This is a genomic window from Xanthobacter aminoxidans (assembly GCF_043193615.1).
Classification (GTDB): Bacteria; Pseudomonadota; Alphaproteobacteria; order Rhizobiales; family Xanthobacteraceae; genus Xanthobacter; species Xanthobacter aminoxidans.
In genome coordinates this window covers 697,903-724,571 of record NZ_JBAFUS010000001.1, presented here as the reverse complement: position 1 = coordinate 724,571, position 26,669 = coordinate 697,903, and the positions used below count along the sequence as shown (strand labels likewise).

Sequence of the window (26,669 nt, the reverse complement as noted above, 5' to 3'; positions counted from 1 at the left end):
ACCCCCCGACCCCTCTCCCGCAAGGGGAGAGGGGAGGGACGGCCCCGCTGCGCGGGAGTCTTGCGCTGGACCCCGGCTCAGCGCTCCACCTTCGGTGTCGCTTGTCCGGGGAACGGGGGGCTCCGGCTGCGCCGTCGCTGGTCCGGGGCACCTTCGGCGGTGCGGGACGGTTGACCGCAGGGTTTGTTTCTGTCCTAGTCCCGGCCGTTTCGACGCCTGACGGACCCATGACCCAAGATCGTATGCCGGACAACGCCGCCGAGCGCGCGCAAGACCGCACTCAAGACCGCTACAACGCCCGCGAAGCCGAGCCGAAGTGGCAGAAGACCTGGGCCGAGCGCGGCATCTTCCGCACGCGCAACGACGACCCGCGTCCGAAATTCTTCGTCATGGAGATGTTCCCCTATCCGTCGGGGCGCATCCATATCGGCCACGGCCGCAATTATGTGATGGGCGACGTGCTCGCGCGCTACAAGCGCATGCAGGGCTTCAACGTGCTCCATCCCATGGGCTGGGACGCCTTCGGCCTGCCGGCGGAGAATGCCGCCATCGAGCGCGGCATCCACCCCAAGAGCTGGACCTACGAGAACATCGCCTCCATGCGCGAGCAGCTCCAGCTGCTCGGCCTGTCGCTCGACTGGAACCGCGAGATCGCCACCTGCGACCCGTCCTATTACGTGGAGCAGCAGCGCATCTTCCTCGACTTCCTGGACAACGGCCTCGCCTATCGCAAGGAGAGCGAGGTCAATTGGGACCCGGTGGACAACACCGTGCTCGCCAACGAGCAGGTCATCGACGGCCGCGGCTGGCGCTCCGGCGCCATCGTGGAGCGGCGCAAGCTGTCGCAGTGGTTCCTGCGCATCACCCAGTTCGCCCAGGAACTGCTCGACGCCATCGACACGCTCGACCGCTGGCCGGACAAGGTGCGCCTCATGCAGCGCAACTGGATCGGCCGCTCGGAAGGGCTCGAAGTGCTGTTCGAGTTCGCCAAGGCGGGTGCGGAGAAGCTGCCCGCCGGCACCAAGGCGGTGAAGGTCTACACCACCCGCCCGGACACCCTGTTCGGCGCCTCCTTCCTCGCGCTCTCCCCCGATCATCCGCTGGCCAAGCACCTCGCCGGCACGGACGGGCAGCTCTCCGCCTTCATCGCCGAGTGCAAGCGCGGCGGCACCTCGGCGGAAGAGATCGAGACGCAGGAGAAGAAGGGCTACGCCACCGGCCTCAGCGTCGTCCATCCGCTGGACGCCACGCGCACCGTGCCGGTCTACGTCGCCAATTTCGTGCTGATGGACTACGGCACCGGCGCCATCTTCGGCTGCCCGGCCCACGACCAGCGCGACTTCGATTTCGCCACCAAATACGACCTCGCCATCACCCCCGTGGTGCTGCCCGAGGGCGCCGACCCCGCCACCTTCTCGGTGGCCGATGGGCCGTATGACGGCGACGGCACCCTGTTCAACTCCGCCTTCCTCGATGGCATGAGCGTGCCCGAGGCCAAGGAGGCGGTGGCCCGCCAGCTGGAGCGCTTCCGCGTGGCGGGCGAGCCGCAGGGCACGCGGCGGGTGAACTTCCGGCTGCGCGACTGGGGCATCTCGCGCCAGCGCTACTGGGGCTGCCCCATCCCGGTCATCCATTGCGACGACTGCGGCCCGGTGGGCGTGCCCCGCGACCAGCTGCCCGTGGAACTGCCGGATGACGTGACGTTCGACCGTCCCGGCAACCCGCTGGACCGCGCCAAGGCGTGGCGCGACGTGCCGTGCCCCAAGTGCGGCAAGCCGGCCCGGCGCGAGACGGACACCATGGACACCTTCGTGGATTCGTCCTGGTACTTCCTGCGCTACGCCTCCGACAACGTGGAGAAGCCGCTGGACAAGGCGGCGGTGAGCCACTGGCTACCGGTGGACCAGTATATCGGCGGCATCGAGCACGCGATCCTGCACCTGCTCTATTCCCGCTTCTTCACCCGCGCGCTGAAGCATTGCGGCCGGGTGGACCTGGAAGAGCCGTTCGCCGGCCTCTTCACCCAGGGCATGATCGTCCACGAGACGTACAAGGATACCGAGGGCAAGTGGCTCTTCCCCGAGGAGGTGAAGCTCCTCGGCAACGGCAAGGCAGTGCGGATCTCGGACGGCACGCCCGTCACCGTCTCCCCGCCGGAGAAGATGTCCAAGTCCAAGCGCAACGTGGTGGCGCCCGAGGTGGTGGCGGATACCTACGGCGTGGACTGCGCCCGCTGGTTCATGCTCTCCGACACCCCGCCCGAGCGCGACAGCGAGTGGACGCAGGGCGGCATCGAGGGCGCCTGGCGCTTCGTGCAGCGCGTGTGGCGTCTGGTGAACGAGGCGGTGGAGCTGGGTGCCAAGCCGGGCGCCGCGCGCCCCGCGACCTTTGGCGAGCAGGCCCTGGGCCTGCGCCGCGCCGCTCATGGGCTCGTTGCGACGGTCGCCGAGGACATCGAGCGGCTGCGCTTCAACGTGGCCGTGGCGCATGTCCACGAGTTCGCCAACGTGTTCGGCTCGGCCGTCGCCGCCGCCCGCTCGGCGCCCGAGGTGCCGGAAGACCTTGCCTTCGCGCTGCGCGAAGCCGCCGAGATGCTGACGGGCGTGGTGGCGCCCATGACGCCGCACCTCGCCGAGGAGTGCTGGGTCGCGCTCGGCCACGGGTCGCAGGAGAGCACGCTGGTGGCGGAGGCCTCCTGGCCGGCCACCGAGGCCGATCTGCTGCGCCGCGACACGGTCACACTTCCGATCCAGATCAATGGCAAGAAGCGCGACGATATCGTCGTCCCGCGCGAGGCGACCCCGGCCGAGGTCGAGGCCGCCGTGCTCGCGCTGGAAAGCGTCCAGCGGGCACTCGACGGACGCGCGCCGAAGCGTATCATCGTGGTGCCGCAGAGGATCGTGAATGTCGTCGCCTGATCCGTCCTTCCGCATGCGCCCCGCCGCCCTTCTGGGGCGGCTGATGCTGGTGTGCGCCCTTTCCGGGGCGCTCGCGGGCTGCTTTCAGCCGCTCTATGCGGAGAACTCGACCACCGGCGGCCCGGCGCTGCTCGACAAGATGCGGGATGTGGAGATCGTCCAGATCCAGGGCCGGCTCGGCAATGATCTGCGCAACGACCTGATCTTCGCCCTCACCGGCGGCGAGGGGAATCCCAAGGGCGCGCCGCTGCAGATGATCATCACGGTGGATTCGTCCGTCTCCACCGCGCTCATCAATTCGGCCTCGGGCCTGCCCGAGAACCAGATCATCCGCGTCACCGCCAACTGGCGCATCATCAAGGCGGACGACAAGAAGAAGATCACCCAGGTGGAAGGCGCCGCCACCGGCTCCGCCACCATCGACACCAGCGACCAGCGCTTCGCCAACTACAGCGCCCAGATCGACGCCGAGAAGCGGGCCGCCCGTTCCGTGGCGGACCAGATCAAGGCGCAGCTTGCCGCGTGGTTCATCCGCACCGGCAACGCGCCGCCGGCCCGTTCGGCGAGCTGAGCGGATGGTCGCGGTCCGGCCCGGCGACGCCGACGCGGCGCTCGCCCGGCGCGACCGGTCCAAGAGCGTCATCCTCATCTACGGCCCCGACACCGGCCTCGTGCGCGAGCGCGCCGAGGGACTGGTGCGCCGCGCCGTGCCCGATGCCCACGATCCCTTCGCGCTGGTGCGGCTGGAGGGCGACGAGATCGCCTCCGATCCCCGCCGGCTGATCGACGAGACCTCCACCATCGGCCTGTTCGGCGGCGAGCGGGTGGTGTGGGTGCGCGCCGGCTCCAAGAACATCGTGCCGGCGATCCAGCCGGTGCTCTCCAACCCCTGCGATGCGCTGGTGGTGGTGGAGGCCGGCGACCTGAAGAAGGGCGCCCCGCTCCGCACCCTGTGCGAGAACGCCCAGAACGCTCTCGCCATCGCCTGCTACGCCGACAGCGAGCGCGACCTCGCCCGCCTCGTGGATCAGATGATGGCGGAGGCCGGCCTTTCCATCGATCGCGATGCGCGCGAGCTGCTCGTCTCCCTCATCGGCGGCGACCGGCTGGCCTCGCGCGGGGAGATCGCCAAGCTCATCCTCTATGGCATGGGCACCGAGCGCGTGACGCTGGAGGACGTGCGCCTCATCGTCGGCGATGCCTCGGCGCTGGCGCTGGACGACGTGGTGGATTCGGCGCTGGCCGGCGAGACGCGGGATGCGCTGGCGGCCCTCTCCAAGGCCTTCGGCGCGGCAACGCGGCCGGATGCCGTGCTGGGCGGCCTGCTGCGCGCGCTCACCGCGCTGCACCCCATGACGCTGGCCGTGGCGGGGGGATCGAGCCCCGAGAGCGTGGTGGGCTCCGCCCGCCCGCCGGTGCATTTCTCGCGCAAGCCCAAGCTGGAAAAGGCCCTGCGCGGCCTCGACCCCGACCGCTGCATGAAGGCGCTGCTCGCCGTCGACGACGCGGTCCTCGCCGCCCGCCGCAACGCGACGCTCGCCCCCGCCATCTGCGAGCGGGTGGTGTTGCAGGTGGCCCAGCAGGCGGGGCGGCGGCGGTAGCAGCCGCTCGTCGCAGCGGTCGTTCGGGGTTTGTCCTGGCTATTATCCCCTGAACCGCCGTCATGGCCGGGCTTGTCCCGGCCATCCACGTGGCTCGGCCGGGAATAGTTCTGGGACACCTACTCCATCGGCCCGACGTGGATACCCGGGACGAGCCCGGGCACGACGGCGGACAGAGGGGAGGGGCCTTGCTCAAGGCGGGCGATGACGGCCTGGACGGACCCACCCTTCGGGCCATTTTCCGCCATCGGGTCCGGGCGCCAAGCGATGCCATAAGTCCGGGCGGCGGCTTCGTCTCGCGTGCCGCCTCTGTTTCTGCCCGGAGCGCCGCATGAACTGGATCCTGCCGGACCGAATCGACAACCACTTCCCCGGCCACCGTGCGGTGTTGGCGGTGTTCGCGGCGATCACCGCCATGACCATCGGGCGCAGCCTGTTCCACATGCTGGCGCCGGATGGCGGGGCGCAGTCGGTGGCGCACATTCCGCTCGACACCTTCTCGCCGGTCCAGGCGGGGCAGGCGGTGATCTTCGTGTTCGCGCTCTGGGGCTTGTCGCAGCTCATCATGGGGCTGCTCTACGTGGTCGCCCTGGCGCGCTACCGGGCGCTGATCCCGCTGCTGCTGGTGTTCATCGTCGTGGAATATGCAGGCCGCTACCTGCTCGGCCACATGCGCCCGCTGGATGTCACCCACGCCCCGCCGGGCAAGATCCTGGATCACATCATGATCCCGCTCGCCCTGGTGCTGCTGTTCTTCAGCCGGCCCGCCTTCGGCCGGCGCTGAGGGGGCCGGTCAGGCCCTGTCCCGCGCCAGCTCGGCGAAGTGCCCCTTCATCTGGAGCCAGCCGAGGGCCGCGAGGCCCGGCAGGCCGGCGACGGCGGTGAGGACGAAGAACAGCGGCCAGCCCGACGCCTCGGCGATGGCGCCGCTGGAGGAGCCGAGCAGGGTGCGGCCCACCGCGGTCAGCGCCGTCAGCAGCGCGTACTGGGTCGCCGTGTGCTCCCGCGCGCCGCACAGGGCCGAGAGATAGGCCACGAAGATCACCGTGCCGATGGCGCTGGTGAAGTTCTCGATGAGGATGACGCCCGTCAGCACCGCCTCGTTCGGGCCCACATAGGCCTGGAGCGTGAAGCCGAGGTTGGAGGTGATCTGGAGGACGCCGGAGATCCACAGGCACGTCACCAGCGGACGCTCGCGGGCGATCCACGCGCCCACGAAGCTGCCGGCGATGGTGCCGCCGAAGCCCACCACCTTCACGATCTCCACGTAGGTCGCCTTCGAGAAGCCGATGTCCAGCACGAACGGCCCGGTGAGTACGCCGGCGAAGGCATCGCAGAATTTGAACAGCATCACGAACAGCAGGATCATCACCGCCTGGTTGCGGCGCAGGAACTCGCCGAACGCGCCCACGGTGGTGGCGATGAGCCGGTGCCCGGTGCCTTCATCCGGCGCGCGTACCGGCGCCCGGGGCTCGCGGGCGAACAGGGTGGCGACGAGGCCGATGGCGACGCATCCGGCGGCGATCATGTAGCCCCAGAACCAGCTGGTGCCGCGCGGCAGGCCCAGCGCCGTTTCCAGATAGGCGACCAGCGCGATGACACCGGCACCGGTGGCCAGCATGGCGATGCGGTAGCCGGTGACGTATCCGGCCATGCCGGCGGCCTGTTCGCTTGCGCTCTCCAGCCGTTCCACGCGGAAGGCATCCACCGCGATGTCCTGCGTCGCCGAGGCGATGGCGACGGCCAGCGCGCAGGCGGCGACGCCGAAGGGGGCGCTGATGGGGTCCTGGAGCGCAAGCGCCGCGATGGCGGCGATGAGAACGACCTGGCAGGCCAGAAGCCAGCCGCGCCGCCGCCCGAGCAGGCGGGACAGGATCGGCACGTCCACCGCGTCCAGCATCGGCGCCCAGAGGAATTTCAGCGTGTAGGGCAGGCCCACGAGGCTGAACAGGCCGATGGCGGTGAGCGTCACCCCCACGTCCTTCATCCACAGCGAGAGCGTGCCGCCGGTGAGCGCCAGCGGCAGGCCGGAGGAGAAGCCGAGCAGGCTGACGGAGAGCACGTCGCGCTGGGTATAGAGCGCGACGGCCTCCTTCAGGGTGCGCCGCCGGGGGGCTTCGGAGCCGGTCGGGCTGAGGCTTTGCTCGGTCATCTCGATCCTTCCGCCATTCCCGGAACGCCGGTGGCGTGCCGCTGCGGGATGCTGCGCGCGGCATCCCGGTCCTCGCCCTGCTTTATGAGCGTGACCGGTGAAGAGGTTCCTACCGTGGCAGAACGGGCCGGTCCGTGCTCACGCCTGCGGATGGCTCCACAGGCCCTGTTCCACCTTGGACACCGCGATCACGGCCTGGGTGCGGCTTTCCACGCCCAGCTTCTGGAGGATGGCGGAGACGTGGGCCTTCACCGTCGCCTCGGAGACCGACAGCTCATAGGCGATCTGCTTGTTGAGCCGGCCCTCGGCCAGCATCATCAGCACCCGCACCTGCTGGGGCGTGAGGGTGGAGAGGCGGGCGATGATGGCGTCGGTCTCGGCATCCGCCTTGGTGGTCACGTTGATGTCGGGCGGCAGGAAGGTCTCGCCCTTCAGCACCTGCGCCACCGCATCGCGCATGTTGCCGACGCTCATGCTCTTGGGGATGAAGCCGGAGGCGCCGAGATCGAGGCAGCGGCGGATCACCGCCGGCTCCTCGTTGCCGGAGACCACCACCACCGGGATCGCCATGTACTGGGCGCGCAGATAGATGAGGCCGGAAAAGCCCCGCGCGCCGGGCATGGTGAGATCGAGCAGGATCAGGTCGAACTCGGGGTCGCGCTCCAAGAGCGCCGTCAGGTCGTCGAAGGTGCCGACCTCCTCGATCCTGGCATCGGCGCTGCGGCCGAGCACCGCTTCCCGCAAGGCACCGCGGAACAGGGGATGGTCGTCGGCGATGACGAGGCGCAGTCCGTTCCCGGCATCTTCCACCATGCTTCCTCCCCCGCAAGGCTTCAGCTTCTTGTCGCGCGGTCGCCACAACGTTAGCGCGAATCGATTCTGCAATCATCAATCCGTGGCGAAGCGGTGACAAGCCGATCAGGGAAATTGACCAAGCGTTCCGGTGAAAGTCAAAACCACCTCGCGCCGATGGGGCCGCTCGCGGTGCTCCACGAGGTAGATGCCCTGCCACGTCCCGAGCCCCGGCCGCCCGCCGCGCACGGGGATGGAGAGGCTGGCGTCGCTGAGCATGGTGCGCACATGGGCCGGCATGTCGTCCGGCCCCTCGGTGTCGTGCACCCAGCGGAAATTGCGCGGTGCGAGGGTGCGCAGGGCGGTGAGAAGATCGGTCTGCACGTCCCGGTCGGCATTCTCCTGGATGGTGAGGGAGGCCGAGGTGTGGCGGCAGAAGACGGTGAGCACGCCGTCGCCGGCGGCGATCTCGGTGAGGAAGGCGGTGGCCTCGCGGGTGATGTCGGTGAAGCCCTCGCCGGGCGTCTCCACCTGAAGCGTCGCCTCGGCGTGGCGCACGGCCCCGCTCAGTCGCGCCGGGGTGCGGCTGGTGCGCGCCATGGTGATGTCTCCTCCTGCTTGCGGTGTTCGCTTCTTGCGCAGTGTTCGCCCGCCACGTACCAGTTCACGGCCTGCCGCGCCGCCTTTTCGGGCGGCGACGCCCAACGATCAGGGTTCTTCCATGTCGAAGCTGGTTCTCGATCCCGCCGTGTTCGCCGATGCGGCCATCGCGCCCGACACGCGCATGGTCAACGATGCCATCGTGAAGGTCCTGTCCGCCATCCCCGACCGGTGGGCCACCCCGCTGCCCGAGATTCGCGCCGCCCGCCTCGCCGGCAAGGGTGTGTTTCCCCTGGCGCCGGAAAGCCCGCGCGCCACGGCCGAGACCATTCCCGGCCCGCGCGGCCCGGTGCCGGTGCGCATCTACAAGCCGGACGGCGCGCCCAAGGGCGTCTATTTCCACATCCATGGCGGCGGCTGGACGCTGGGCTCGGCGCGCGAGAACGAGGCGCTGCTGGACCGCATCGCCGCCAATTGCGGGCTGGCGGTGGTCTCGGTGGATTATGCGCTGGCGCCGGAAGTGCCCTATCCCGCCGGCCCGGACGATTGCGAGGCGGCGGCGCTCTGGCTGGTGAAGGAGGCGAAGGCCCGCTTCGGCACCGAGCGCTTCGCCATCGGCGGGGAATCGGGCGGCGCCACGCTGGCGGTCGCGACCCTCGTGCGGCTGCGTGATCGCCACGGTCTCACGCCCTTCTCCGCCGCCGTGCTCACCGCCGGTTGCTATGACCTGCGCCTGACCCCCTCCGTCCGCAACTGGGGCGACCTGCCGCTGGTGCTGAACACGCGGGACATCCAGTTCTTCGTCGACAACTACCTGCGGCTTGAAGGCAAGGCGGACGACCCGGACGTGTCGCCGCTGCTGGCGCGCCTCAAGGGCCTGCCCAAGGCGCTGTTCATCGTCGGCGGCCGCGATCCTCTGGTGGACGACACCCTCTTCATGGCCAATGCGTGGGCGGCGGCGGGGAATGGCACGGAGCTGGAGGTCTATCCCGGCGGCTGCCACGTCTTCATCGCCTTCCCCGGCACCATCGCCGACCAGGCGCTGAAGCGCATCGACGGGTATCTGGCGGAGTTCTGAGGGAAGGGGCGTCAGCGGCCAGCCCCCTGTTTTTCCCGCCGTCATGGCCGGGCTTGTCCCGGCCATCCACGTGGCTCGGCCGGGACTACGACTCAGGCGAGCGCGAAACGGCTCGACGTGGATGCCCGGGACAAGCCCGGGCATGACGGGCGGGGCCAATGGCGAAGCCCCCACCCCTCGGCCTTTCGCGCCCTCAGAGCTTCTCCTGTCCGTTGGGCGCGCGGAATTCGTCGATGAGGCCGCGCAGGCGCTTGTAGAAGCGCTCGGCATAGTCGAGGGCGCGGTCCATGTCTGATGTGTCGGGGCTGGCGTTCGGCCCCGGCGTCGGCGGCAGGGGCGGGAGCGGTGGAAGCTGGGCCGAGCGGCGCAGGGTGTCCACCTCCCCCTGAAGGCGGGCGATCTCCGCCTCATAGGCATCGCGCGTGTCAGGCACCGCCTCGCAGGTGAAGCCCGTGCCGCGCTTGGCGCACAGGGAGACGCGGCCGGTCTCCCGGTCGAGCTTCAGCGCGCCGCCCTCCACCGGGGCGAAGGAGAAGCGCGGCGCCGTGGTGTCGCCGGGCGGCACGGGCGGCACTTGCGCCTGCGCGAGGGCAGGCGCCGCCAGAAGGCTCGCGGCGAGGACCGCCGCGAAGGGAAGTCCGGCCGAATGCGCCGGATGAGCCGGGAAGACCATGCGCGCCTCCAAATCCCGCCGTCACGTCCGCGGCCCGTTCCGCCGCGTCATTCCCGCTAGATAATCACGCCGATCGGGGCCGGAAGGGGGCAGGGGGCTTCAGGCCACGTCCGGCCGGTAGGGCGCGCGGCCGGAGGTGAGGGCGTCGTCCAGCAGGTCGATGCGGTCCTGGCCCCAGAACACCTCGCCATCCAGCACATAGGACGGCGCGCCGAACACGTCGGCGGCGAGCGCCTTGGCGCGGTTCTCCAGATAGAGCGCGGCGATCTTCTCCTCGCCCGCCGCCGCCACCAGCTCGGCGCCGGGCAGGCCCACCGCGTCGGCGCAGGCGGCGATGACCTCGGGCAGGCCGAGATTTTCCTGCCGGACCCAGACGCCGGAGAAGATGCGCTCCATCAGCGCGCCGGGCGCATGCCCGGCCTCGATGGCGGCGAGGATGGTCTGGTCGGCCAGCGTGCCGTCGAACGGCCAGTGGGCGGGATGGACGTTGAGGTCCACGCCGCGCTTCTGCCGCCAGCGCTGAAGCTCAAGAATGCGGTAGCGCTGGCGCGGCGGGGCGCGCTTGGCGAGCGGCAGGCCGCCGGTTTCCGCGAAGACGGGGCCGAGGGCCACCGGATGGAAGCGCACGTTCACGCCATGGCGCGCGGCGAGCGCCATCACCGGGCCGTGGCCCAGGAAGGTCCAGGGGCTCACGCTGGAGAAGAAATAGTCGAGGGTGCGCGGCGCGGCGGGGGGCGGGCTCATTGGGGGCAGGCCTTCTCTTGGGATCGTCCTTGGGCGGGAGGGCGATGCTAGAGCCTCTTTCCACCGTCTTGAAGCCCGGGCGCGGGGATCAATCGACCGATCCGGAAGTTGTCCTTGCGCAGGGCGGCTTGACAGGGCGGCGCACGGTGCTTCCCTCTCAGGCGGCCCGGAGACGTTCCGGGAGGCGGTATGGGCGACGAACGGGAATCCGAGCTGGTCGAGCTCAAGAGCGAGCTGGCAGGGGTGGCGCTGAAGGCGGCCATGGCCAAGGGACCGCCGAGCGATCCGCCGGGCGGACCTGAGGCGGCGGGCGGCGCGAAGGCGCGGCGCGCCGTGCGGATGAACCCCCTGGCGTGGATGGCCGTGTCGTTTCTGGCGGGGGCGGTGGCAGGCTCGCTGCTCCGGCCGGTCAGGGTTGTGCGCAGAGGAAGGGACGCGGGATGAATTTCGACCAGCTGATGCGGAATCTGAAGATTCTGCTGCGCACCAACACCATCATTGCCGAAATCCATTTGCGCCACATCGCGGCCCGCGCCGGCCTGTTCGCCTTCGCCGCTCTGGTGGCGAGCTTCGGCGTGGTGATGCTGGGCGTCGCCTTGTTCCTGGCGCTGGAGCAATCCATGGGGCCGATCTGGGCGGCCGTGGTGGTGGGCGGCGGCGGGCTCTTCCTCGCGCTCATCGTGGCCATCATCGGCGCCATGCTGAAGCCCTCCCGCGAGCTGGCGCTGGCCAATCAGGTGAGCCAGTCGGCCATGGATGCGGTGTCTGCCGACCTGCGCGCCACCCAGGCCAACGTCGCCTCCTACGCCTCGCTCGCCGCCGTGCCGGGGCTGATCCTGCCGGCGCTGACGCTGCTCACCCGCCTGTTCCGCCGCAGTCCGCGGGCGTAGGGGCAGGCAGAGCCTTATGCGTGCGGGAGGAATGCCTCCCTCATGAGCGCCGTTATCGCCCGGCGTGTCCGGGCGATCCACCTTGCCGCTTGAGGCATGCTCGAAGGTGTGGACCCGGCCTCACCGTGGATCGCCCGCACAAGGCGGGCGATGACGGACGACGAGGTGATTCTTCCTGAGTTACCGCAGGGCAATTCTCACGCCTTGCGCACCCAGCGCCCGTTCTCGTCCTGCTGCCAGTAGGTGAGTTCGTTGTCGGCCACCGCCTTGGCCTCGCGCCAGCGCTCGCGGGCCTTGGCCACCTGCTCGTCGTCCCGCCCGTCGAAGAGATGGACGACGCGCGCATAGGGCGAGGCATCGGCGAGCGGCACCGCATCCACCAGAAAGCGCACCTGCGCGCCGTTGGGGTTGGCCTCGGAGGTGGCGATGAGCACCGGCTGGCGCTCGGGCAGCGGCTGCGCCTCCGTGCCGTGGGGCAGGAAGGACGCCTCGCTATAGGTCCACAGATGGGAATCGAGCGCGTCCCGCCGCTCCGCCGACCCGCACTGCACCACGCACCGCCAGCCGCGCTCCAGCGACTTCTCCAGCAGCATCGGCAGCACCTGCTCCAGAGGGCGGCGCTCAAGGTGGTAAAAGAGGATTTCGGTCATTGCGGAAAGGCTAGCACGCGGGGGCGCGAGCGTCCTGTCTCGTCAGGCCGTCGTCCTCCGGCATGACCGGAGGACGACGTGATGAGAGAGGCCGAGCCTCACCCCTCGTAATGGTCCTTCACCAGCTGGTCGAGCAGGCGCACGCCCCAGCCCGAGCCCCAGCTCTTGTTGATGTCGCTCGCGGGGGAGGACATGGCCGTGCCGGCCACGTCGAGATGCGCCCACGGGGTCTTGTCCACGAAGCGGTGCAGGAACTGGGCGGCGGTGATGGAGCCGGCGTTGCGGCCGCCGGTGTTCTTCATGTCGGCGAACTTCGAGTCGATCAGCTTGTCGTATTCCGGGCCGAGCGGCATGCGCCACACCCGCTCACCGGTCTCCTGGCCGGCCTGGGTGAGGCGCTGGGACAGCTCGTCGTCGTTCGAGAAGAGGCCCGCATATTCCGAGCCCAGCGCCACCAGGATCGCGCCGGTGAGGGTGGCGAGGTCGATCATGAACTTGGGCTTGAAGCGCTCCTTGGCGTACCAGAGCACGTCGCAGAGCACGAGCCGGCCCTCGGCGTCGGTGTTGATGATCTCGATGGTCTGGCCGGAGAGCGAGGTGACGATGTCGCCGGGGCGCTGGGCGGCGCCGTCGGGCATGTTCTCCACGAGGCCGATGAGGCCCACCGCGTTCACCTTCGCCTTGCGGGCGGCGAGCGCATACAGGAGGCCGGTGACGCAGGCGGCGCCGCCCATGTCGCCCTTCATGTCCTCCATGCCGGCGGCCGGCTTGATGGAGATGCCGCCGGTGTCGAAGGTGACGCCCTTGCCGATGAAGGCGACGGGGGCCTCGTCCTTGGGGCCGCCGTTCCAGCGCATCACCACGACGCGGCTCTCCTTGATGGAGCCCTGGCCGACGCCGAGCAGCGCCTTGAGGCCGGCTTCCGCGAGGGCGGCATCGTCCAGCACCTCGATCTCGACGCCCACGCCGGACAGATGCTCCTCGGCGCGGCGGGCGAATTCCGGCGGGTCGAGCACGTTGGCGGGCTCGTTCACGAGGTCGCGGGCGAACAGAACGCCGTCGCCCACCGCCTGCCGGGCGGCATAGGCGCGCTTGGTGCCGGCCTCGTCGGAAACGAGGAGGGTCACGGCGCGGGCGGTCGGCTCGGCATCGTCCTTCTTCTTGGTCTTGTAGCGATCGAAGCTGTAGCTGCGCAGCGAGATGCCCAGCGCCACCTCGGCGGCGGAATCGGCGGAGATCTTGGTGCCGGGCAGGTCGAGCACCACGCTCGCCTCGCGGGCGGAGGCGGGCAGCTTGCCGGCGATGAGGCCGCCGAGTTTCAGGAAATCCTTGGGCTTCAGGTCCGCCGCCTTGCCCACCGAGATGATGATGAGGCGCGGCGCCTCGATGCCGGCGGGGGCGAGCAGGTCCAGCGCGCTCCAGGCCTTGCCCTTGAACTTCTCGGCGTCGAACGCGCGGGTCAGCGCCTTGTCCGCCCCCTTCACCAGCTTCTGCGCCTGCGTGCCGAAGGCGAGGCTTTCGTCGGTGAGCACCACGAGGACGCCCTTGGCGGCGGCGGTGAGCCGGGCGAACGAGACGGTGACGGGATCGGACATCAGGCGCTCCAGAAGCAGCGGGAGGGGCAGAATGGATTCAGAATATGCGTCGCCCTTGTCTAGCCCGGTCGGCGGACAGGGGGAACCGCCCTCAGCGTCACGGTGGTGCCGCCGCGCCCGAGCTTTCGGGGCTGGGGCTTAGATAGGTGCCGGGGCGCTTGAGGAGAAGGGCGGGATACGAGCAATCGTCATGCCCGGGCTTGTCCCGGGCAACCACGTCGGGCCGACGGCACCACCGTCCGCAGACCAATTCCCGGCCTGCCCACGTGGATGGCCGGGACAAGCCCGGCCATGACGGGTGGAAAGAGTGTCGAAGCTGCTGGCCACGGGCAAGCACCCCCCAAAAGAAAAGGGGGCGCCAGGCGCCCCCATTCCTCATCTTCCCGAAAGGAAAGCCTCACTCGGCGGCTTCGCCACCGGCAGCCGCGGCGGCCTTGTCGGCCTTCTCCTTGGCGCGCTCCTGGGCCTTCTGGCCGGGCTCGGCCTTCTTCGGGTTGTTCTTGGCTTCGCGCTTCAGCAGGCCAGCGGCGTCGAGGAAGCGGGCCACGCGGTCGGTGGGCTGGGCGCCCTTTTCGAGCCAGGCCTTCGCCTTCTCGGTGTCGAGCACCACGCGGGTCTCGGAATCCTTGGCGAGCAGCGGGTTGAAGGTGCCGATCTTCTCGATGAAGCGGCCATCGCGCGGGGCGCGGGCGTCGGCGACGACGATGCGGTAGTAGGGACGCTTCTTGGCGCCGCCGCGGGCGAGACGGATCTTGAGGGACATGGTCTTCTTCCTTTGGGTCGTTCGATTGGTGGATGTGAGTGTCTGAGGCCGTCATGCCCGGGCTTGTCCCGGGCATCCACGTCGTCCCGCCGTCACGCTTCTCGCAGGAATGCGCCAGGCCGCTGGACGTGGATGGCCGGGACAAGCCCGGCCATGACGGGAGAGAGCGGAATTACTTCTTCTTGCCGGGCCCTCCCACTCCAGGAAAGCCCTTCGGCAGGCCGGGGAGGCCGCCGGGGAATTTGGACGGCAGGCCGCCGCCGGGCAGGCCGGGGAAGTTCGGCGGAAGGCCGCCGGGCGCGCCGGGCATGCCGCCGGGGCCGCCCTTGCCCATCTTTTCCGCCATCTCCTGCAGCATCTCGGGGGAGGGGCCGCCGCCGCCGAAGCCCATCATGCCGGCGAGACCCGCGAGCGGGCCGCGCTTGCCGGCGGCGCCGCCCATGGCCTTCATCACGTCGGCCATCTGGCGATGCATCTTCAGGAGGCGGTTGATCTCCTCCACCTTGGTGCCGGAGCCGGCAGCGATGCGGCGCTTGCGCGAGGCATCGAGCAGCTTGGGCGCGCGGCGCTCCTTGGGGGTCATCGAATTGATGATGGCCACCTGCCGCTTGAACACCTTGTCGTCGAGGTTGGCGGCAGCGATCTGGTTCTTCACCTTGGCGACGCCGGGCATCAGGCCCATGAGCCCGCCGAGGCCGCCCATCTTGGACATCTGCTCCAGCTGGCCGCGCAGATCGTCAAGGTCGAAGGTGCCCTTGCGCATGCGCTCGGCAGTGATCTTCGCCTTCTCGATGTCGATATTCTCGGCGGCCCGCTCCACCAGGGCGACCACGTCGCCCATGCCGAGGATGCGGCCGGCCACGCGATGGGGATCGAAATCCTCCAGCGCGTCCATCTTTTCGCCGGTGCCGAGCAGCTTGATGGGCTTGCCGGTGACGGCGCGCATGGAAAGAGCCGCACCACCGCGACCATCGCCGTCGGCGCGGGTCAGCACGATGCCGGTAAGGCCCACGCGGCCGTCGAAGGCCTTGGCGGTGTTCACCGCGTCCTGGCCGGTGAGGCTGTCGGCGACCAGCAGCACTTCATGCGGCTTGGTGACGGCCTTCACCTCGGCCACCTCGGCCATCAACCCCTCATCGAGGGTGACGCGGCCGGCGGTGTCGAGCATCACCACGTCGTAGCCGCCGAGCTTGGCCGCCTCGATGGCGCGCCTGGCGATCTGCACGGCAGACTGGCCGGCGACGATGGGAAGGGTCGCGACCTCCACCTGCTTGCCCAGCGTGGCCAGCTGCTCCATGGCCGCCGGACGGCGGGTGTCGAGCGAGGCCATCAGCACCTTGCGCTTGCCGCGTTCGGTGAGGCGCTTGGCGATCTTGGCGGTGGAGGTGGTCTTGCCCGAGCCCTGCAGGCCGACCATCAGGATCGGCACCGGCGCGGGGGCGTTCAGGTCGATGGGGTCGGCGTCGGAGCCGAGAGTCGCCACGAGCTCGTCGTGGACGATCTTCACCACCATCTGGCCGGGGGTGACGGACTTGATGACCTCCACGCCCACGGCGCGCTGGCGCACCCGGTCGGTGAAGGAGCGCACCACGTCCAGCGCCACGTCCGCCTCGATCAGCGCGCGGCGCACCTCGCGCATGGCCTCGCCGACGTCGGCCTCGGTGAGAGCGCCGCGCCGCTTCAGCTTGTCGAGTATGCCGCCGAGGCGGTCGGAAAGGGTATCGAACATGGGCACCCGGGTGTTGCAGCTTCACACCGGACGGCGATGATCTCCCGCGCTGCGCGGGCCGGATGAGGGAGCATCCAAGGGACGCCACATCAAGCCAACGCAAAGCACGCCCGAGGGCGCATCGCGCTGTCGGGCGGGGGCCTCCGGGCTCTCGGCCCGGTCGGCGGGATCGGCATGGCCGTCCGTGTGAAGCTGGGGCTGTTAGCAGGTTTGTGCCGGAGAGGCAAATTCGCCGCCGTCGGGGCAGGGCGCGCGGCCGCTGCGCCCACCCATTCTGCGCTCACTCGGGACGATGCGGCAAGGTTCGCCGCGCAAGCGAAGTTTGCGCGCAGCACCACTACTGGTCGTCATCGGAACAGACCATACTTTCCCTTAGCGCATCTCGCGCATCCGCCGGCCAGCGGCGGGGAGGAAACCATGCCCCAGACGCCTTCGACTGCTGCCCCCGAAGCGAGCCAGATCGTTCCCTTTCCCGCCGATTTCCGCATCTCGGAGATCGAGACCAACGGCACCACCCTCTATGTCCGCACGGGCGGGCAGGGGCCGGCGGTGCTGCTCATCCACGGCTATGGCGAGACCGGCGACATGTGGGGCGCGCTCGCCCAGGCGCTGGCGCCCACCCACACCGTGGTGGTGCCGGACCTGCGCGGCATGGGCCTCTCGGCCAAGCCGCCCGGCGGCTACGACAAGAAGACCCAGGGCGCCGACATGGCCGGCGTGCTCGATGCCCTCGGCATCGACAAGGTTGCGCTCGTCACCCACGACATCGGCAACATGGTGGGCTTCGCCTTCGCCGCGCTCCATCGTGACCGGGTAACGAAGTTCGCCCTCATCGACGCGCCGCTACCGGGCGTGGGCCCGTGGGAGGAGATCCTGAAGAACCCGCTGCTCTGGCATTTCCGCTTCGGCGGGCCGGACATGGAGCGCCTCGTCGCCGGGCGCGAGCGCATCTATCTCGACCGCTTCTGGAACGAGTTTTCCGCCGATCCCAGCCACTTCTCGGAGGCCGCACGGGAACATTACGCCGCGCTCTATGCCCAGCCCGGCGCCATGCACGCGGGCTTCGCCCAGTTCGCCGCCTTCGACCAGGACGCCGTCGACAACGCGGAATTCCTCACGGCGGGCAAGCTCGCCATGCCGGTGCTGGCGCTGGGCGGCGAGCATTCCTTCGGCCTCGGCATGGCCGAGGTGATGCGCTTCGCCGCCACCGACGTGACGGGCGACGTGGTGCCCGGCAGCGGCCACTGGATCATGGAGGAGAACCCCGCCGCCACCGTCGCGCTGGTGACGGACTTCCTGCGGGCGGGCTGAGGCAGGCTCCGTCTCCCCCCTGCGCGACGGTCGTGCTAAACCACGGCCGTCACAGGAGCCCCGCCCATGTCCGAGAACAACGATCTCACGCGCTTCTTCGGCGGGTCGCCCGCCTGGGTGCTGGTGCGGCTCGTGCTGCTCTCGGTGGTGGTGGGCGTGATCCTCGCCGCCCTCGGGCTCGACCCGATGAACATCCTCACCAGCCTCCAGCGCCTGCTGCGCAACCTGTTCAGCTTCAGCTTCGAGGCGGTGGAGCGCATGTGGCGCTACTTCCTGCTCGGCGCCGTCATCGTCATTCCGCTCTGGCTGCTCATGCGCGTGTTCGGCCGGCGCTGAGGCCGTGTCCCTCGCCGCCGTCTCGGGGGGCGTAACGCACCGGCGCGTGCTCGCCATCGCGCTGCCGATGACGCTGGCGCACCTCACCACGCCGATGCTGGGCGTGGTGGATGCGGCGGTGGTGGGTCGGCTCGGCAGCGCGTCGCTGCTCGGCGGCGTGGCGCTCGCCGCCATCATCTTCGACATGCTGTTCTGGGTGTTCGGCTTCCTGCGCATGGGCACGGTGGGCCTCGCCGCGCAGGCGGTGGGGCGACGTGATGCGGTGGAGGAGCGGGCGGTGCTGGCGCGCGGCCTGCTGGTCGCCGGCGCGCTCGGCCTCCTGATCGTGCTCCTGCGCACGCCCATCGAGAGCGCGGCCCTGTCGCTGGCGGGAGCGAGCGAGGAGGTGAACGCGGCGGTGCGGGACTATTACGCCATCCGCATCTTCGCCGCGCCCTTCACCCTGGCCAATTACGTGGTGCTGGGCTGGCTGGTGGGCCTCGGCCGCACCGGGCGGGCGCTGGTGCTCCAGCTGGGAATCAATGTCCTCAACATGGTGCTCTCGGCCGCGCTCGTGCTTGGCGCCGGATGGGGCGTCGCCGGCTCCGCGGCGGGAACCCTCGTCGCCGAAATCGTCGGAGCGGCGGCCGGGCTCGTCCTGTGCGCCGTGCTGCTGGGCGGGCGGCTCGGGGTGGCGAAGACGGTGCTGCTCGACAAGGCGCGCCTCATCCAGACCGTCATGCTCAACCGCGACATCATGATCCGCACCGCGGCGCTGATGTTCGCTTTCTCCTTCTTCGCCGCGCAGGGCGCACGGGCGGGCGACGTGACCCTCGCCGCCAACGCCATTCTCCAGAACATGGTGATGGTGGCCGCCTATTTCCTCGACGGTTTCGCCACCGCCGCCGAGCAGATCTGCGGCTCGGCCGTGGGTGCGCGACGCCGGGCGGATTTCTCCGCCGGGGTGCGGCTGTCCATCGTGTGGGGATTTGCCTTCGCGGTGCTGGCGGGGGCGGTCTACCTCATCACCGGCCCGGCCATCGTGGACGCCATGAGCACCAGCCCGGAGGTGCGGGCCGAGGCGCGCATCTATCTCCTCTACGCCGCTTTGCTGCCGGTGGCCGGGGTGACGGCCTATGCCTTCGATGGCGTGTACATCGGCGCGCTGTGGTCGCGCGACATGCGCAACCTGATGCTGGCCTCGCTGGGCGTCTATCTCGGCGTGTTCCTCGCGCTGCGGCCGTTGGGCAATCACGGCCTGTGGCTGGCCATGCTCGCCTTCCTCCTCGCGCGCGGCGGCTTCCAGGCCCTGCGGCTGCCAGCGCTGGAGCGGCGGACCTTCGGGTGAGCCTCAGTCGAGGGTCGGGAAGACGTGCGCCCCGTCCGCGCCCAGCGGCAGGTCGCGCACCCAGCGCACGGCGGTGAGCGGCAAGGGCGCATAGAGATGGGGGAAGAGGGCGCCGCCGCGCGAGGGCTCCCACTTCAGCGCCGTGCCCAGGGCCGCCGCCTCAATCGCCACCAGCTTCAGGTCGGCCTGTCCGGCGAAGTGCTTCGCCGCCGTCTCGCGCGCCTGCGCGGCGGTGGAGAAATGGATGTAGCCGTCCGCCACGTCCACCGGCGCCCCGGTGAACACGCCCGCCTGCGCGGCGGCGGCCCACAAGGCGGCGGGGGCGATCTTGTAGATGAGGGGGGCGGCAGTCACGGGCGATGCTCCTCAATGGATCGGCGACGCACATAGGCCGGCACGAACGAAAGGGCAACTGCGTTCGCCTTATGGTTGCATGCGGACTGAAGTCCTGTACAAATGGGGAACAAATTCATATCTTCCACGCATCGGGGGGCGTGGTGTCGCGCGGGTGGCCCCGGTCCGCATCCGGATTCGCTGTCGAGGCCAAGGAAGCTCGAGGCAAGGAACGTCTTTCCCATGCTGACCCACGGTAAGATCTGGCGTGCCGTCGATGAACTCGCCGAGCAGCACGGGCTGTCCACCTCCGGCCTCGCCCGGCGGGCGGGGCTCGACCCCACCACCTTCAACCGCTCCAAGCGCGTGACCATCGACGGCCGGCCGCGCTGGCCCTCCACCGAGAGCATCGCCAAGGCGCTGGCCGCCACCGGCACCAGCCCGGAGCACTTCTTCTCCTTGCTGGACGGCTCCGACCGGACCGCCGCCCATGGCGGCGGCGCGGGCTTCGCCGAGGACGCGTCGCCGCCCCCGACGCGGCCGCTCCATGCCATTCCGCAGATCGGCTTCGCCCAGGCCGGCTCCGGCGGCTTCTTCGACGATGCGGGCTTCCCGGTGGGCGCCGGCTGGGACGAGATCGTCTTTCCCGACGTCCACGACGCCCATGCCTATGCGCTGGAAATCGCCGGCGATTCCATGGAGCCGGTCTATCGCGACGGCGACATCGTTGTGGTCTCCCCCGCCTCCGAGCCGCGCCGCGGCGACCGGGTGGTGCTGAAGACCAAGGAGGGCGAGGTGCTGGCCAAGGAACTGGTGCGCAAGACCGCCCGCCACATCGAGCTGCGCTCCCTCAACCCCGCCCACGAGGACCGGCAGATTCCGCTCGATCAGGTGGACTGGATCGCGCGGATCGTGTGGGCGAGCCAGTAGTCACCCCAGCAACGCCTCCAGCGTCTCCAGCCGGTCCGCCTCGCCCGGCGGCTTGTCCCACCTCAGGCGGGCGATGCGGGGGAAGCGCATGGCGATGCCGGAGCGGTGGCGGGTGGAGCGGGCGAGGCCCTCGAAGGCCACTTCCAGCACCAGCCCCTCGTCCTTCTCGTGGACCACCTCGCGCACCGGGCCGAAGCGGTTGATGGTGGCGCGGCGCACGAAGGCGTCGATCTGCTTCAATTCCTCGTCGGTGAAGCCGAAATAGGCCTTGCCGACGGGCACCAGAATGTCCTCGCCCTCCTCGCCGATCGTCCACACCCCGAAGGTGTAGTCCGAATAGAAGGACGAGCGCTTGCCGTGGCCGCGCTGGGCATACATGAGTACCGCATCCACCGTGTGCGGATCGCGCTTCCACTTCCACCACGGCCCCTTGGGCCGGCCGGGCAGATAGAGGCTGTCCGCGCGCTTGATCATCACCCCTTCCACCGCCCCGGCATCCGCCCCCGCCCCCGCGCCGGCGGAGGCGGGATCGCGGCGGGCGGTGGTCAACTCCTCCCAGGTCGAGAAGGGCACCATTGGCGAGAGGTCGATGCGTGGGGTGTGCAGGCGGGCGACGAGCGCCTCCAGCCGGGCGCGGCGGGTGGCGAAGGGTTCGCCGCGCAGATCGTCCGTGCCGTCCACCAGCAGGTCGTAGGCGCGGATGTGGGCGGGGAACTCCGCAAGCATCTTCACCGTCACCGTCTTCCGGTTCAGCCGCTGCTGGAGCACGTTGAACGGCTCCACGCGGCCGTCGCGGACGATGAGCAATTCGCCATCCATGGCGCCGTCGAAGGCGATGGCCTCCGCCATATCGGGAAAGGTGTCGGAGATGTCCTCCCCGGTGCGCGAATAGAGCCGCACCACGCGCTGCCCGTCCGCGCCCGTGCCCGCGACCGCCTGTACGCGGATGCCGTCCCACTTCCATTCCGCGCGGAAATCGGCCGGGTCGAGGGCGGTGAAATCCGTCTCCTCGATGGCGTGGGCCAGCATCACCGGACGGAACGGGGCGGGGTTGGAGGTCTCCGGCCGTGCCCCACGCCCTTCCACCCAGGCGAACAGCTCCTCATAGGGCGGCTCAAGGCCGGGCCAGACCAGCTCCACCTCGTCGGGCGTGACCTCTCCCAAGCTCGCCACGGCGGTCTTGGCAAGGCGCGCCGAGGCGCCCACCCGCATGGACCCGGTGATGAGCTTCAGCAGCGCCCAGCGGCCGGTCTCGTCGAGGCCGTCCAGCCAGTCGGCCAGATGCCGGGGCAGGGACACCTTGGAGAAGGTGGAGAGGCCGTGGACGATCTCGGACAAGAGCGGCGCGTGCGGCCGCGCGCCCTCTGGCCGGGGCCACATGAGGGCGACGGTCTCCGAGAGGTCGCCCACATAGTCGTAGGACATCTCGAACAGCACCGGGTCCGCCCGTTCGGCGATCAGCGTGCGCACCACGCCCGGCTTGGCATTGGCGAACGACAGCGCCCCGGTGAGCGCCGCCAGCGCGAGGCCGCGCTCCGGGTCCGGCGTCGAGCGGAAATAGTCCGCCATGAGCCGGATCTTGGCATTGCGCCCGGCCTCGTAAGACATGCGATCCAGCAGCGCGGCGAAGCGGTTCATGGGGCAGGGGCCTCCCCCTCCGGCGCCGGCACCACCGCCTCCTCGTCCTCCTCGCCGTAGCCGACCATATGGAGGGGGCGGGCGCGCAATTGCCGGGTGTGGGCCCAGTGGACGAGGGCGTCCTCAGCGCCGTGCGTCACCCACAATTCCTCGCAGCCGGTGGCGCGGATGGAGGCGCAGAGGCCATCCCAGTCGGCGTGATCGGACACCACCAGCGGCAGCTCCACCCCCCGCTGCCGGGCGCGGGCGCGCACGCGCATCCAGCCGGAGGCGAAGCAGGTGATGGGATCGGCGAAGCGCCGCGCCCACAGGTCCGTCATGGAGGAGGGCGGGGCGATGACGACGGCTCCGGCGAAGGCGGATTTCGGCGCGCCCTTCACCGGCAGGATCTCGCCGAAATCCATGCCGCAGCTTTCATAATAGTCGGTGATGTTGGTGAGCGCGCCGTGGACGTAGATGGGCGCGTCGTGCCCCGCGCGGCGGATCAGCGCCATCATCCGCTGCGCCTTGCCGAGGGAGTAGGCGCCGACGATGTGGGTGCGCTCGGGGAAGATGCGCACCGAGGCGAGCAGCTTGTCCACCTCCCCCGCCGCCGGGGGATGGCGGAACACCGGCAGGCCGAACGTCGCCTCGCTGACGAAGACGTGGCAGCGAATGGGCTCGAACGGGGCGCAGGTGGGATCGGCGGCGTCCTTGTAGTCGCCAGAGACGACGATCACGAGGCCGTCCTTCTCCAGCCGCACCTGCGCCGAGCCGAGCACATGGCCGGCGGGATGAAGGCTCACCTTCACCCCGTTGATGATGATCTCCTCGCCATAGGGCAGCGCCTGCGTCGCCCCCGCGAAGCCTGGCCCCATACGCAAGGCCATGATGTCCAGCGTCTCGCGGGTGGCGAGCACATGGGCATGGCCGGCGCGGGCATGGTCGGAATGGCCGTGCGTGATCACCGCCCGCGGCACGGCGCGGGTGGGGTCCACGTAGAAGTCGCCGGCGGGGCTGTAAAGTCCCTTGGGCGAGGGGCAAAGGAGGTCTTCCGGGCGCATCACTTTATCGGGCGGGTTCACCACTATATGGGGAGACTTGCGCGCCTGCGCGAGGTTCCCCCGAACTGCGAGATCGAGCTTGTCCGCTGCTGCCTTCGACACATCAGGCGATCCCGTCCTCGACCGACGGCTCGACTGGGCGCGCGCCTTCCTCGCCGAGGGAGATTTTGCCGCCGCCGCAGAGCTCCTCGCCGAGACGGTGGAGGCGGCGCCCGCTTTCGCCGCCGCCTGGTTCCTGCTGGGCGAGGCGCGGGAAGGGCAGGGGGAGGCTGAGTCGGCGCGGGAGGCCTATGGACGGGCTCTGGCGCTCGATCCCGCCGACCGGCTGGGCGCGGGGCTGCGCCGGGCGCGGCTCGGGGGCGAGGCGGACGGCGTCATGTCGGCGGCCTATGTGCGCACCCTGTTCGACCAATACGCCGATCGCTTCGATACCGCTTTGCGCGAGAAGCTCGCCTATCGCGGCCCCGAGCTGCTGCTGGAGGCGGTGCGGGCCGCCTGTGCCACCCAGGGGCGCGACGTCCGCTTCGGCGCGGCGCTGGACCTCGGCTGCGGCACGGGCCTCGCCGGCGTGCTCTTCGCGCCGCTTGTCGAGCGGCTCGACGGGGTGGACCTCTCCCCCGCCATGCTGGAGAAGGCGCGGGCGCTCGGCCTCTATGCCGCCCTCGAAGCCGGCGAGATGGGCGCGGCGCTGGGGGCGATGCCGGCCGGCGGCCTCGATCTCGTCCTCGCCGCCGACGCACTCTGCTATGTGGGTGATCTTGCCCCCATCTTCCACGCCGCGCGCGCCGCGCTGGCGCCTGGCGGCCTCTTCGCCTTCACGCTGGAGACGCACGAGGGCGAAGGCGTGCTGCTGCGCGAGACGCTGCGCTATGCCCATGGGGAGGACTATGTCCGCGCGCTGGCGGCGGAGGCGAGGCTTACCGTCGTGCTGCTGGAGCGGGCCTCCACCCGCTCGGAAAAGGGCGCGCCGGTGCCGGGGCTGGTGGGTGTATTGGCGGCCGGCTGAAGCCGCTTCAGCCTCTGGCGGTGTTCCGTCCGGACAGCAGCGTGATGACCAGCGCCCCCACGCACAGGATGAGCCCGGTGGCACAGACGGCGGCCCATCCGCCCCATGTCCAGGCCATCGTGGCGACGGCCGAGCCGAAGGCGCCGCCGAGGAACATGGTGCCCACGAGGATGGTGTTGAGCCGCGCGCGTGCCGCCGGCCGCAGGGCGAAGATGCGGTGCTGGTTGCCCACCAGCGCGCTCTGGATGCCGAGGTCGATCAGCACCACACCCACGGCAAGACCCGCCAGTTGCGACCAAAGCGAGAAGAACAGCCACGCCGCGAGCGCCAGCACGGTGCCGAGCACCACGACGCTGGCCGGCCCCCGCCGGTCGGTGAAGCGGCCGAACAGCGGCGCGGCGAGCACGCCCACCAGCCCGAGGATGCCGAACAGGCCGGCGGCCTCCGAGCCGAGGCCGAACGGCGGCCCCTCCAGCCGGAAGGCGAGGATGGTCCAGAAGGCGATGAAGGAGGCGAAGATCAGCGCCTGCGTGATCGCCGCCCGGCGGAGCGTCGGGAACTCCTTCCACAATCCGAGGAGTGAGCCCATGAGGCTGGCATAGCTCAACCCGCCCTCCGGCTTGCTGCGGGGGAGCATGGCGGCCATCAGGCCCGCGGCGGCGAGCGCCATGGGCACCGCCAGCCAGAACATGGCGCGCCAGCCCGCATGGGCGGCGACGAAGCCCGCCAGCGTGCGGCTGAGCAGGATGCCGGCGAGGATGCCGGAGAGAACCGTGCCCACCGTCGCCCCGCGCTTCTCCGGCGGCGCGAGATGGGCGGCAAATGGCACGATCTGCTGCGCCACCGTGGAGCCGAGGCCGAGCAGCAGCGAGGCCGCGAGCAGCGCCAGCGGGCCCTGCGCCAAGGCCGATAACGCGGCGGCCGCCGCCACCGCGACGAAATGCAGGACAATGAGCCGCCGCCGTTCCAGCTGATCGGCCAAAGGCACCAGCAGGAACAGGCCGGCGGCATAGCCGAGCTGCGTCACGGTGGGCACCAGCGGCGTCAACGGGCCGGGCAGGTCCGCCTCCATCACCGCCAGCATGGGCTGGTTGTAATAGATGTTCGCCACGGCGACGCCGGCAGCGGCGGCCATGGCGAAGATGCGGGCGAAGCCCAGCTGGTTCGGGCTCGGAGCGGAAGCGGGCATGGGCTGTCTCTGGCCGGGGCGGCCGGGGCAGGGCAGACGGCGCGGGCTGGCGAAGAGGCGCCAGAGCCCCGCAGCTCAGTCTGTCCAGGATAAGTTGCGGCGCAACATAGCCCATGCCCGCCATGCTCGCGAGTGCATCGCGCGCGCAGCCGGCATCCGTGCTGCCCGCGCGATGCAGGGCTGAGATCGCGCGCGGTCCCGTCCAGGCTCCGGCTGCGCTCAGGCCACCGGCAGGGAGAAGGGCTCGCCCTCGAAGGCATCGGCGCCGCGACCGATCGAGTGAATGGCGGCAACCATCCGGCCCTCCCGCTGCAACGCTGCATCGGCGAGCGACACGATGCGCGGGTTCGGCGTCGCTGTTGGCGAGGCGTGGCGCAGGCGCTGGGCCAGCTCCATCTCGTCGCGATCCGGCAACAGCGCGCAGAGCGTGGCATAGGCCGCCGCCGTGGAGCGCGAGATGCCGGCATAGCAATGGATCACCAGCGGCGTCTGGCGCGGCCAGGCGCGCACGAACTCGAACAGCTCGAGCATGTGCGCCTCGCCGGGCGCCACCAGCCCCTCGATCTCCTCGGCGATGTCGTTGATGCCGAGGAAGAGGTGGTTGGTGGGGTCGACGTTGCTCGGCCGGGTCAGCACCGTGCCGCCATTGATGAGGGTGATGACATGCCGCGCGCCGGTCGTGGCGACCGTATCGTGCAGCTTGGCGAGGGAGCAGACATGGATCATGGCGCAAGCTCCTCGAATCTCTTGAGGAAACGGGCTTTCGCCGTTTCCGCCTCCCATGGGGTGAGATAGTCCTTTTCCACCCCAGCGTCGAGGCGGGCCGGGCGGCCGAAGAAGGCTTTCGCCTCCTCTTCCGCAAATCCCGCCAGACGCGTCGCCTCGAAATAGGCCGAGGCACGGTCCGCCGCCTTGACGATCTTCAAAAGTTGATCGGGCCAGCCCACCGGCAGCGAGAAGCGCACGCAGATGGCATTGAGGAGGCGCGCCTCCACCGTCTTGTAGTCGCCCCCCAGCACCGCCTTGAAGGGGGAGATCATGTCGCCGATGACGTACTCCGGCGCGTCGTGCAGCAGCACGCAGAGGCGCCAGCGGGCGTCGAGATCCGGATGGGTGCGGCGGGAAATCTTCTCCACCAGCAGGGAATGCTGGGCCACGGAGAAGATGTTGGCGCCCGATGTCTGGCCGTTCCAGCGCGCCACGCGGGCGAGACCGTGGGCGATGTCCTCGATCTCCACGTCGAGGGGGGAGGGGTCGAGCAGGTCGAGCCGGCGGCCGGAGAGCATGCGCTGCCATGCGCGCGGCGCGGCGCCGGCACGACGGGAGGTCGTCTTTGCAACGGGTTTGGCAACGGGTTTGGCGGGGACGTCT

The 26,669-nt window shown here is 70.0% G+C and carries 27 protein-coding genes; 12 read left to right on the top strand and 15 right to left on the bottom strand.

The features are described from left to right. Positions 1–227 precede the first annotated feature (227 nt). The 4 genes from leuS (at position 228) to V5F74_RS03270 (ending at position 5,303) form a co-directional block, all read left to right on the top strand. Positions 228–2,918, top strand: a complete 2,691-nt coding sequence (leuS, locus tag V5F74_RS03285) for a leucine--tRNA ligase (RefSeq protein WP_029557915.1) — start codon at positions 228–230, stop codon at positions 2,916–2,918. Further along, entirely contained in the window at positions 2,905–3,489 is a 585-nt protein-coding gene (gene lptE / locus V5F74_RS03280; RefSeq protein ID WP_051679147.1) for an LPS assembly lipoprotein LptE, read from the top strand. The genes leuS and lptE overlap by 14 nt, the downstream gene beginning before the upstream one ends. 4 nt (positions 3,490–3,493) lie before the next feature. Further along, positions 3,494–4,519 carry a DNA polymerase III subunit delta gene (gene holA / locus V5F74_RS03275; RefSeq protein ID WP_250166686.1) on the top strand — a complete coding sequence of 342 codons (1,026 nt, stop codon included), beginning with the start codon at positions 3,494–3,496 and terminating at the stop codon, positions 4,517–4,519. 331 nt (positions 4,520–4,850) lie between these two features. Further along, positions 4,851–5,303 (top strand): hypothetical protein, encoded by a 453-nt coding sequence (locus V5F74_RS03270; RefSeq protein WP_394006255.1) that lies wholly within the window; start codon positions 4,851–4,853, stop codon positions 5,301–5,303. 9 nt (positions 5,304–5,312) lie between these two features. On the opposite strand, the gene V5F74_RS03265 is transcribed toward V5F74_RS03270, so the two are convergent. The 3 genes from V5F74_RS03265 to V5F74_RS03255 all read right to left on the bottom strand — a co-directional run bounded on the left by V5F74_RS03265 (position 5,313) and on the right by V5F74_RS03255 (position 8,063). Beyond that, entirely contained in the window at positions 5,313–6,671 is a 1,359-nt protein-coding gene (locus V5F74_RS03265; RefSeq protein WP_394006253.1) for an AmpG family muropeptide MFS transporter, read from the bottom strand. A gap of 138 nt (positions 6,672–6,809) precedes the next feature. Further along, the gene (locus V5F74_RS03260; RefSeq protein ID WP_024279688.1) at positions 6,810–7,484 is read right to left on the bottom strand and encodes a LuxR C-terminal-related transcriptional regulator; all 675 of its coding nucleotides are present in this window, start codon (positions 7,482–7,484) and stop codon (positions 6,810–6,812) included. 105 nt (positions 7,485–7,589) lie between these two features. Next, positions 7,590–8,063 carry a secondary thiamine-phosphate synthase enzyme YjbQ gene (locus tag V5F74_RS03255; RefSeq protein WP_394006251.1) on the bottom strand — a complete coding sequence of 158 codons (474 nt, stop codon included), beginning with the start codon at positions 8,061–8,063 and terminating at the stop codon, positions 7,590–7,592. Positions 8,064–8,184: 121 nt separating this feature from the next. Here V5F74_RS03255 and V5F74_RS03250 point away from each other — a divergent pair, with 121 nt between their 5' ends. After that, positions 8,185–9,141: an alpha/beta hydrolase gene (locus V5F74_RS03250; RefSeq protein WP_394006249.1), complete on the top strand. Its 957-nt coding sequence runs from the start codon at positions 8,185–8,187 to the stop codon at positions 9,139–9,141. 193 nt (positions 9,142–9,334) lie between these two features. Here V5F74_RS03250 and V5F74_RS03245 read toward each other — a convergent pair whose 3' ends face one another. Further along, on the bottom strand, positions 9,335–9,814 hold the full coding sequence (locus V5F74_RS03245) for a hypothetical protein (RefSeq protein WP_394006247.1): 480 nt from the start codon (positions 9,812–9,814) through the stop codon (positions 9,335–9,337). Positions 9,815–9,913: 99 nt separating this feature from the next. Next, positions 9,914–10,558, bottom strand: a complete 645-nt coding sequence (locus V5F74_RS03240) for a 2-hydroxychromene-2-carboxylate isomerase (RefSeq protein WP_394006245.1) — start codon at positions 10,556–10,558, stop codon at positions 9,914–9,916. A gap of 189 nt (positions 10,559–10,747) precedes the next feature. On the opposite strand from V5F74_RS03240, the gene V5F74_RS03235 reads away from it, so the two are divergent. Both V5F74_RS03235 and V5F74_RS03230 read left to right on the top strand, forming a co-directional pair. Then, on the top strand, positions 10,748–11,002 hold the full coding sequence (locus tag V5F74_RS03235) for a hypothetical protein (protein ID WP_029557924.1): 255 nt from the start codon (positions 10,748–10,750) through the stop codon (positions 11,000–11,002). Further along, on the top strand, positions 10,999–11,448 hold the full coding sequence (locus tag V5F74_RS03230; protein ID WP_394006243.1) for a phage holin family protein: 450 nt from the start codon (positions 10,999–11,001) through the stop codon (positions 11,446–11,448). The genes V5F74_RS03235 and V5F74_RS03230 overlap by 4 nt, the downstream gene beginning before the upstream one ends. Positions 11,449–11,645: 197 nt before the next feature. Here V5F74_RS03230 and V5F74_RS03225 read toward each other — a convergent pair whose 3' ends face one another. The 4 genes from V5F74_RS03225 to ffh all read right to left on the bottom strand — a co-directional run bounded on the left by V5F74_RS03225 (position 11,646) and on the right by ffh (position 16,185). Next, positions 11,646–12,098 carry a DNA polymerase III subunit chi gene (locus V5F74_RS03225; RefSeq protein WP_394006241.1) on the bottom strand — a complete coding sequence of 151 codons (453 nt, stop codon included), beginning with the start codon at positions 12,096–12,098 and terminating at the stop codon, positions 11,646–11,648. Positions 12,099–12,196: 98 nt separating this feature from the next. After that, positions 12,197–13,693, bottom strand: a complete 1,497-nt coding sequence (locus V5F74_RS03220) for a leucyl aminopeptidase (RefSeq protein WP_394006240.1) — start codon at positions 13,691–13,693, stop codon at positions 12,197–12,199. Positions 13,694–14,090: 397 nt separating this feature from the next. Next, positions 14,091–14,456 (bottom strand): 30S ribosomal protein S16, encoded by a 366-nt coding sequence (rpsP, locus tag V5F74_RS03215; protein WP_029557928.1) that lies wholly within the window; start codon positions 14,454–14,456, stop codon positions 14,091–14,093. Positions 14,457–14,628: 172 nt separating this feature from the next. Further along, positions 14,629–16,185, bottom strand: a complete 1,557-nt coding sequence (gene ffh / locus V5F74_RS03210) for a signal recognition particle protein (protein WP_250166678.1) — start codon at positions 16,183–16,185, stop codon at positions 14,629–14,631. A gap of 417 nt (positions 16,186–16,602) precedes the next feature. Here ffh and V5F74_RS03205 point away from each other — a divergent pair, with 417 nt between their 5' ends. The 3 genes from V5F74_RS03205 (at position 16,603) to V5F74_RS03195 (ending at position 19,159) form a co-directional block, all read left to right on the top strand. Further along, on the top strand, positions 16,603–17,496 hold the full coding sequence (locus tag V5F74_RS03205; RefSeq protein WP_394006237.1) for an alpha/beta fold hydrolase: 894 nt from the start codon (positions 16,603–16,605) through the stop codon (positions 17,494–17,496). Between the two features lie 66 nt (positions 17,497–17,562). Further along, positions 17,563–17,832, top strand: a complete 270-nt coding sequence (locus V5F74_RS03200) for a DUF6460 domain-containing protein (protein ID WP_024279675.1) — start codon at positions 17,563–17,565, stop codon at positions 17,830–17,832. A 4-nt stretch (positions 17,833–17,836) separates the two neighbouring features. Next, positions 17,837–19,159 (top strand): MATE family efflux transporter, encoded by a 1,323-nt coding sequence (locus V5F74_RS03195; protein WP_394006235.1) that lies wholly within the window; start codon positions 17,837–17,839, stop codon positions 19,157–19,159. A gap of 3 nt (positions 19,160–19,162) precedes the next feature. On the opposite strand, the gene V5F74_RS03190 is transcribed toward V5F74_RS03195, so the two are convergent. Further along, positions 19,163–19,513 (bottom strand): DUF952 domain-containing protein, encoded by a 351-nt coding sequence (locus V5F74_RS03190; protein WP_394006233.1) that lies wholly within the window; start codon positions 19,511–19,513, stop codon positions 19,163–19,165. Between the two features lie 222 nt (positions 19,514–19,735). Between V5F74_RS03190 and V5F74_RS03185 the strand changes: the two genes are divergently transcribed. Next, positions 19,736–20,422 carry a S24 family peptidase gene (locus V5F74_RS03185; RefSeq protein WP_250166674.1) on the top strand — a complete coding sequence of 229 codons (687 nt, stop codon included), beginning with the start codon at positions 19,736–19,738 and terminating at the stop codon, positions 20,420–20,422. Here V5F74_RS03185 and V5F74_RS03180 read toward each other — a convergent pair whose 3' ends face one another. Both V5F74_RS03180 and V5F74_RS03175 read right to left on the bottom strand, forming a co-directional pair. Then, a complete protein-coding gene (locus V5F74_RS03180; RefSeq protein WP_394006231.1) occupies positions 20,423–22,060 on the bottom strand; it encodes a cisplatin damage response ATP-dependent DNA ligase in 1,638 nt (545 codons plus the stop codon). Then, entirely contained in the window at positions 22,057–23,103 is a 1,047-nt protein-coding gene (locus V5F74_RS03175) for a ligase-associated DNA damage response exonuclease (protein ID WP_029557936.1), read from the bottom strand. The genes V5F74_RS03180 and V5F74_RS03175 overlap by 4 nt, the downstream gene beginning before the upstream one ends. 79 nt (positions 23,104–23,182) lie before the next feature. Between V5F74_RS03175 and V5F74_RS03170 the strand changes: the two genes are divergently transcribed. After that, positions 23,183–24,109, top strand: a complete 927-nt coding sequence (locus tag V5F74_RS03170) for a class I SAM-dependent DNA methyltransferase (RefSeq protein WP_394006229.1) — start codon at positions 23,183–23,185, stop codon at positions 24,107–24,109. 7 nt (positions 24,110–24,116) lie between these two features. Here V5F74_RS03170 and V5F74_RS03165 read toward each other — a convergent pair whose 3' ends face one another. The 3 genes from V5F74_RS03165 to V5F74_RS03155 form a co-directional block, all read right to left on the bottom strand. Further along, a complete protein-coding gene (locus tag V5F74_RS03165) occupies positions 24,117–25,298 on the bottom strand; it encodes an MFS transporter (protein ID WP_394006227.1) in 1,182 nt (393 codons plus the stop codon). A 219-nt stretch (positions 25,299–25,517) separates the two neighbouring features. Further along, complete coding sequence (locus tag V5F74_RS03160; RefSeq protein WP_024279665.1) at positions 25,518–26,024, bottom strand: tyrosine phosphatase family protein; 507 nt, start codon at positions 26,022–26,024, stop codon at positions 25,518–25,520. Next, positions 26,021–26,584, bottom strand: coding sequence for an HD family hydrolase (locus V5F74_RS03155; RefSeq protein ID WP_250166741.1), 564 nt, complete (start codon positions 26,582–26,584; stop codon positions 26,021–26,023). Before V5F74_RS03155 ends, V5F74_RS03160 begins: the two co-directional genes overlap by 4 nt. Positions 26,585–26,669 lie beyond the last annotated feature (85 nt).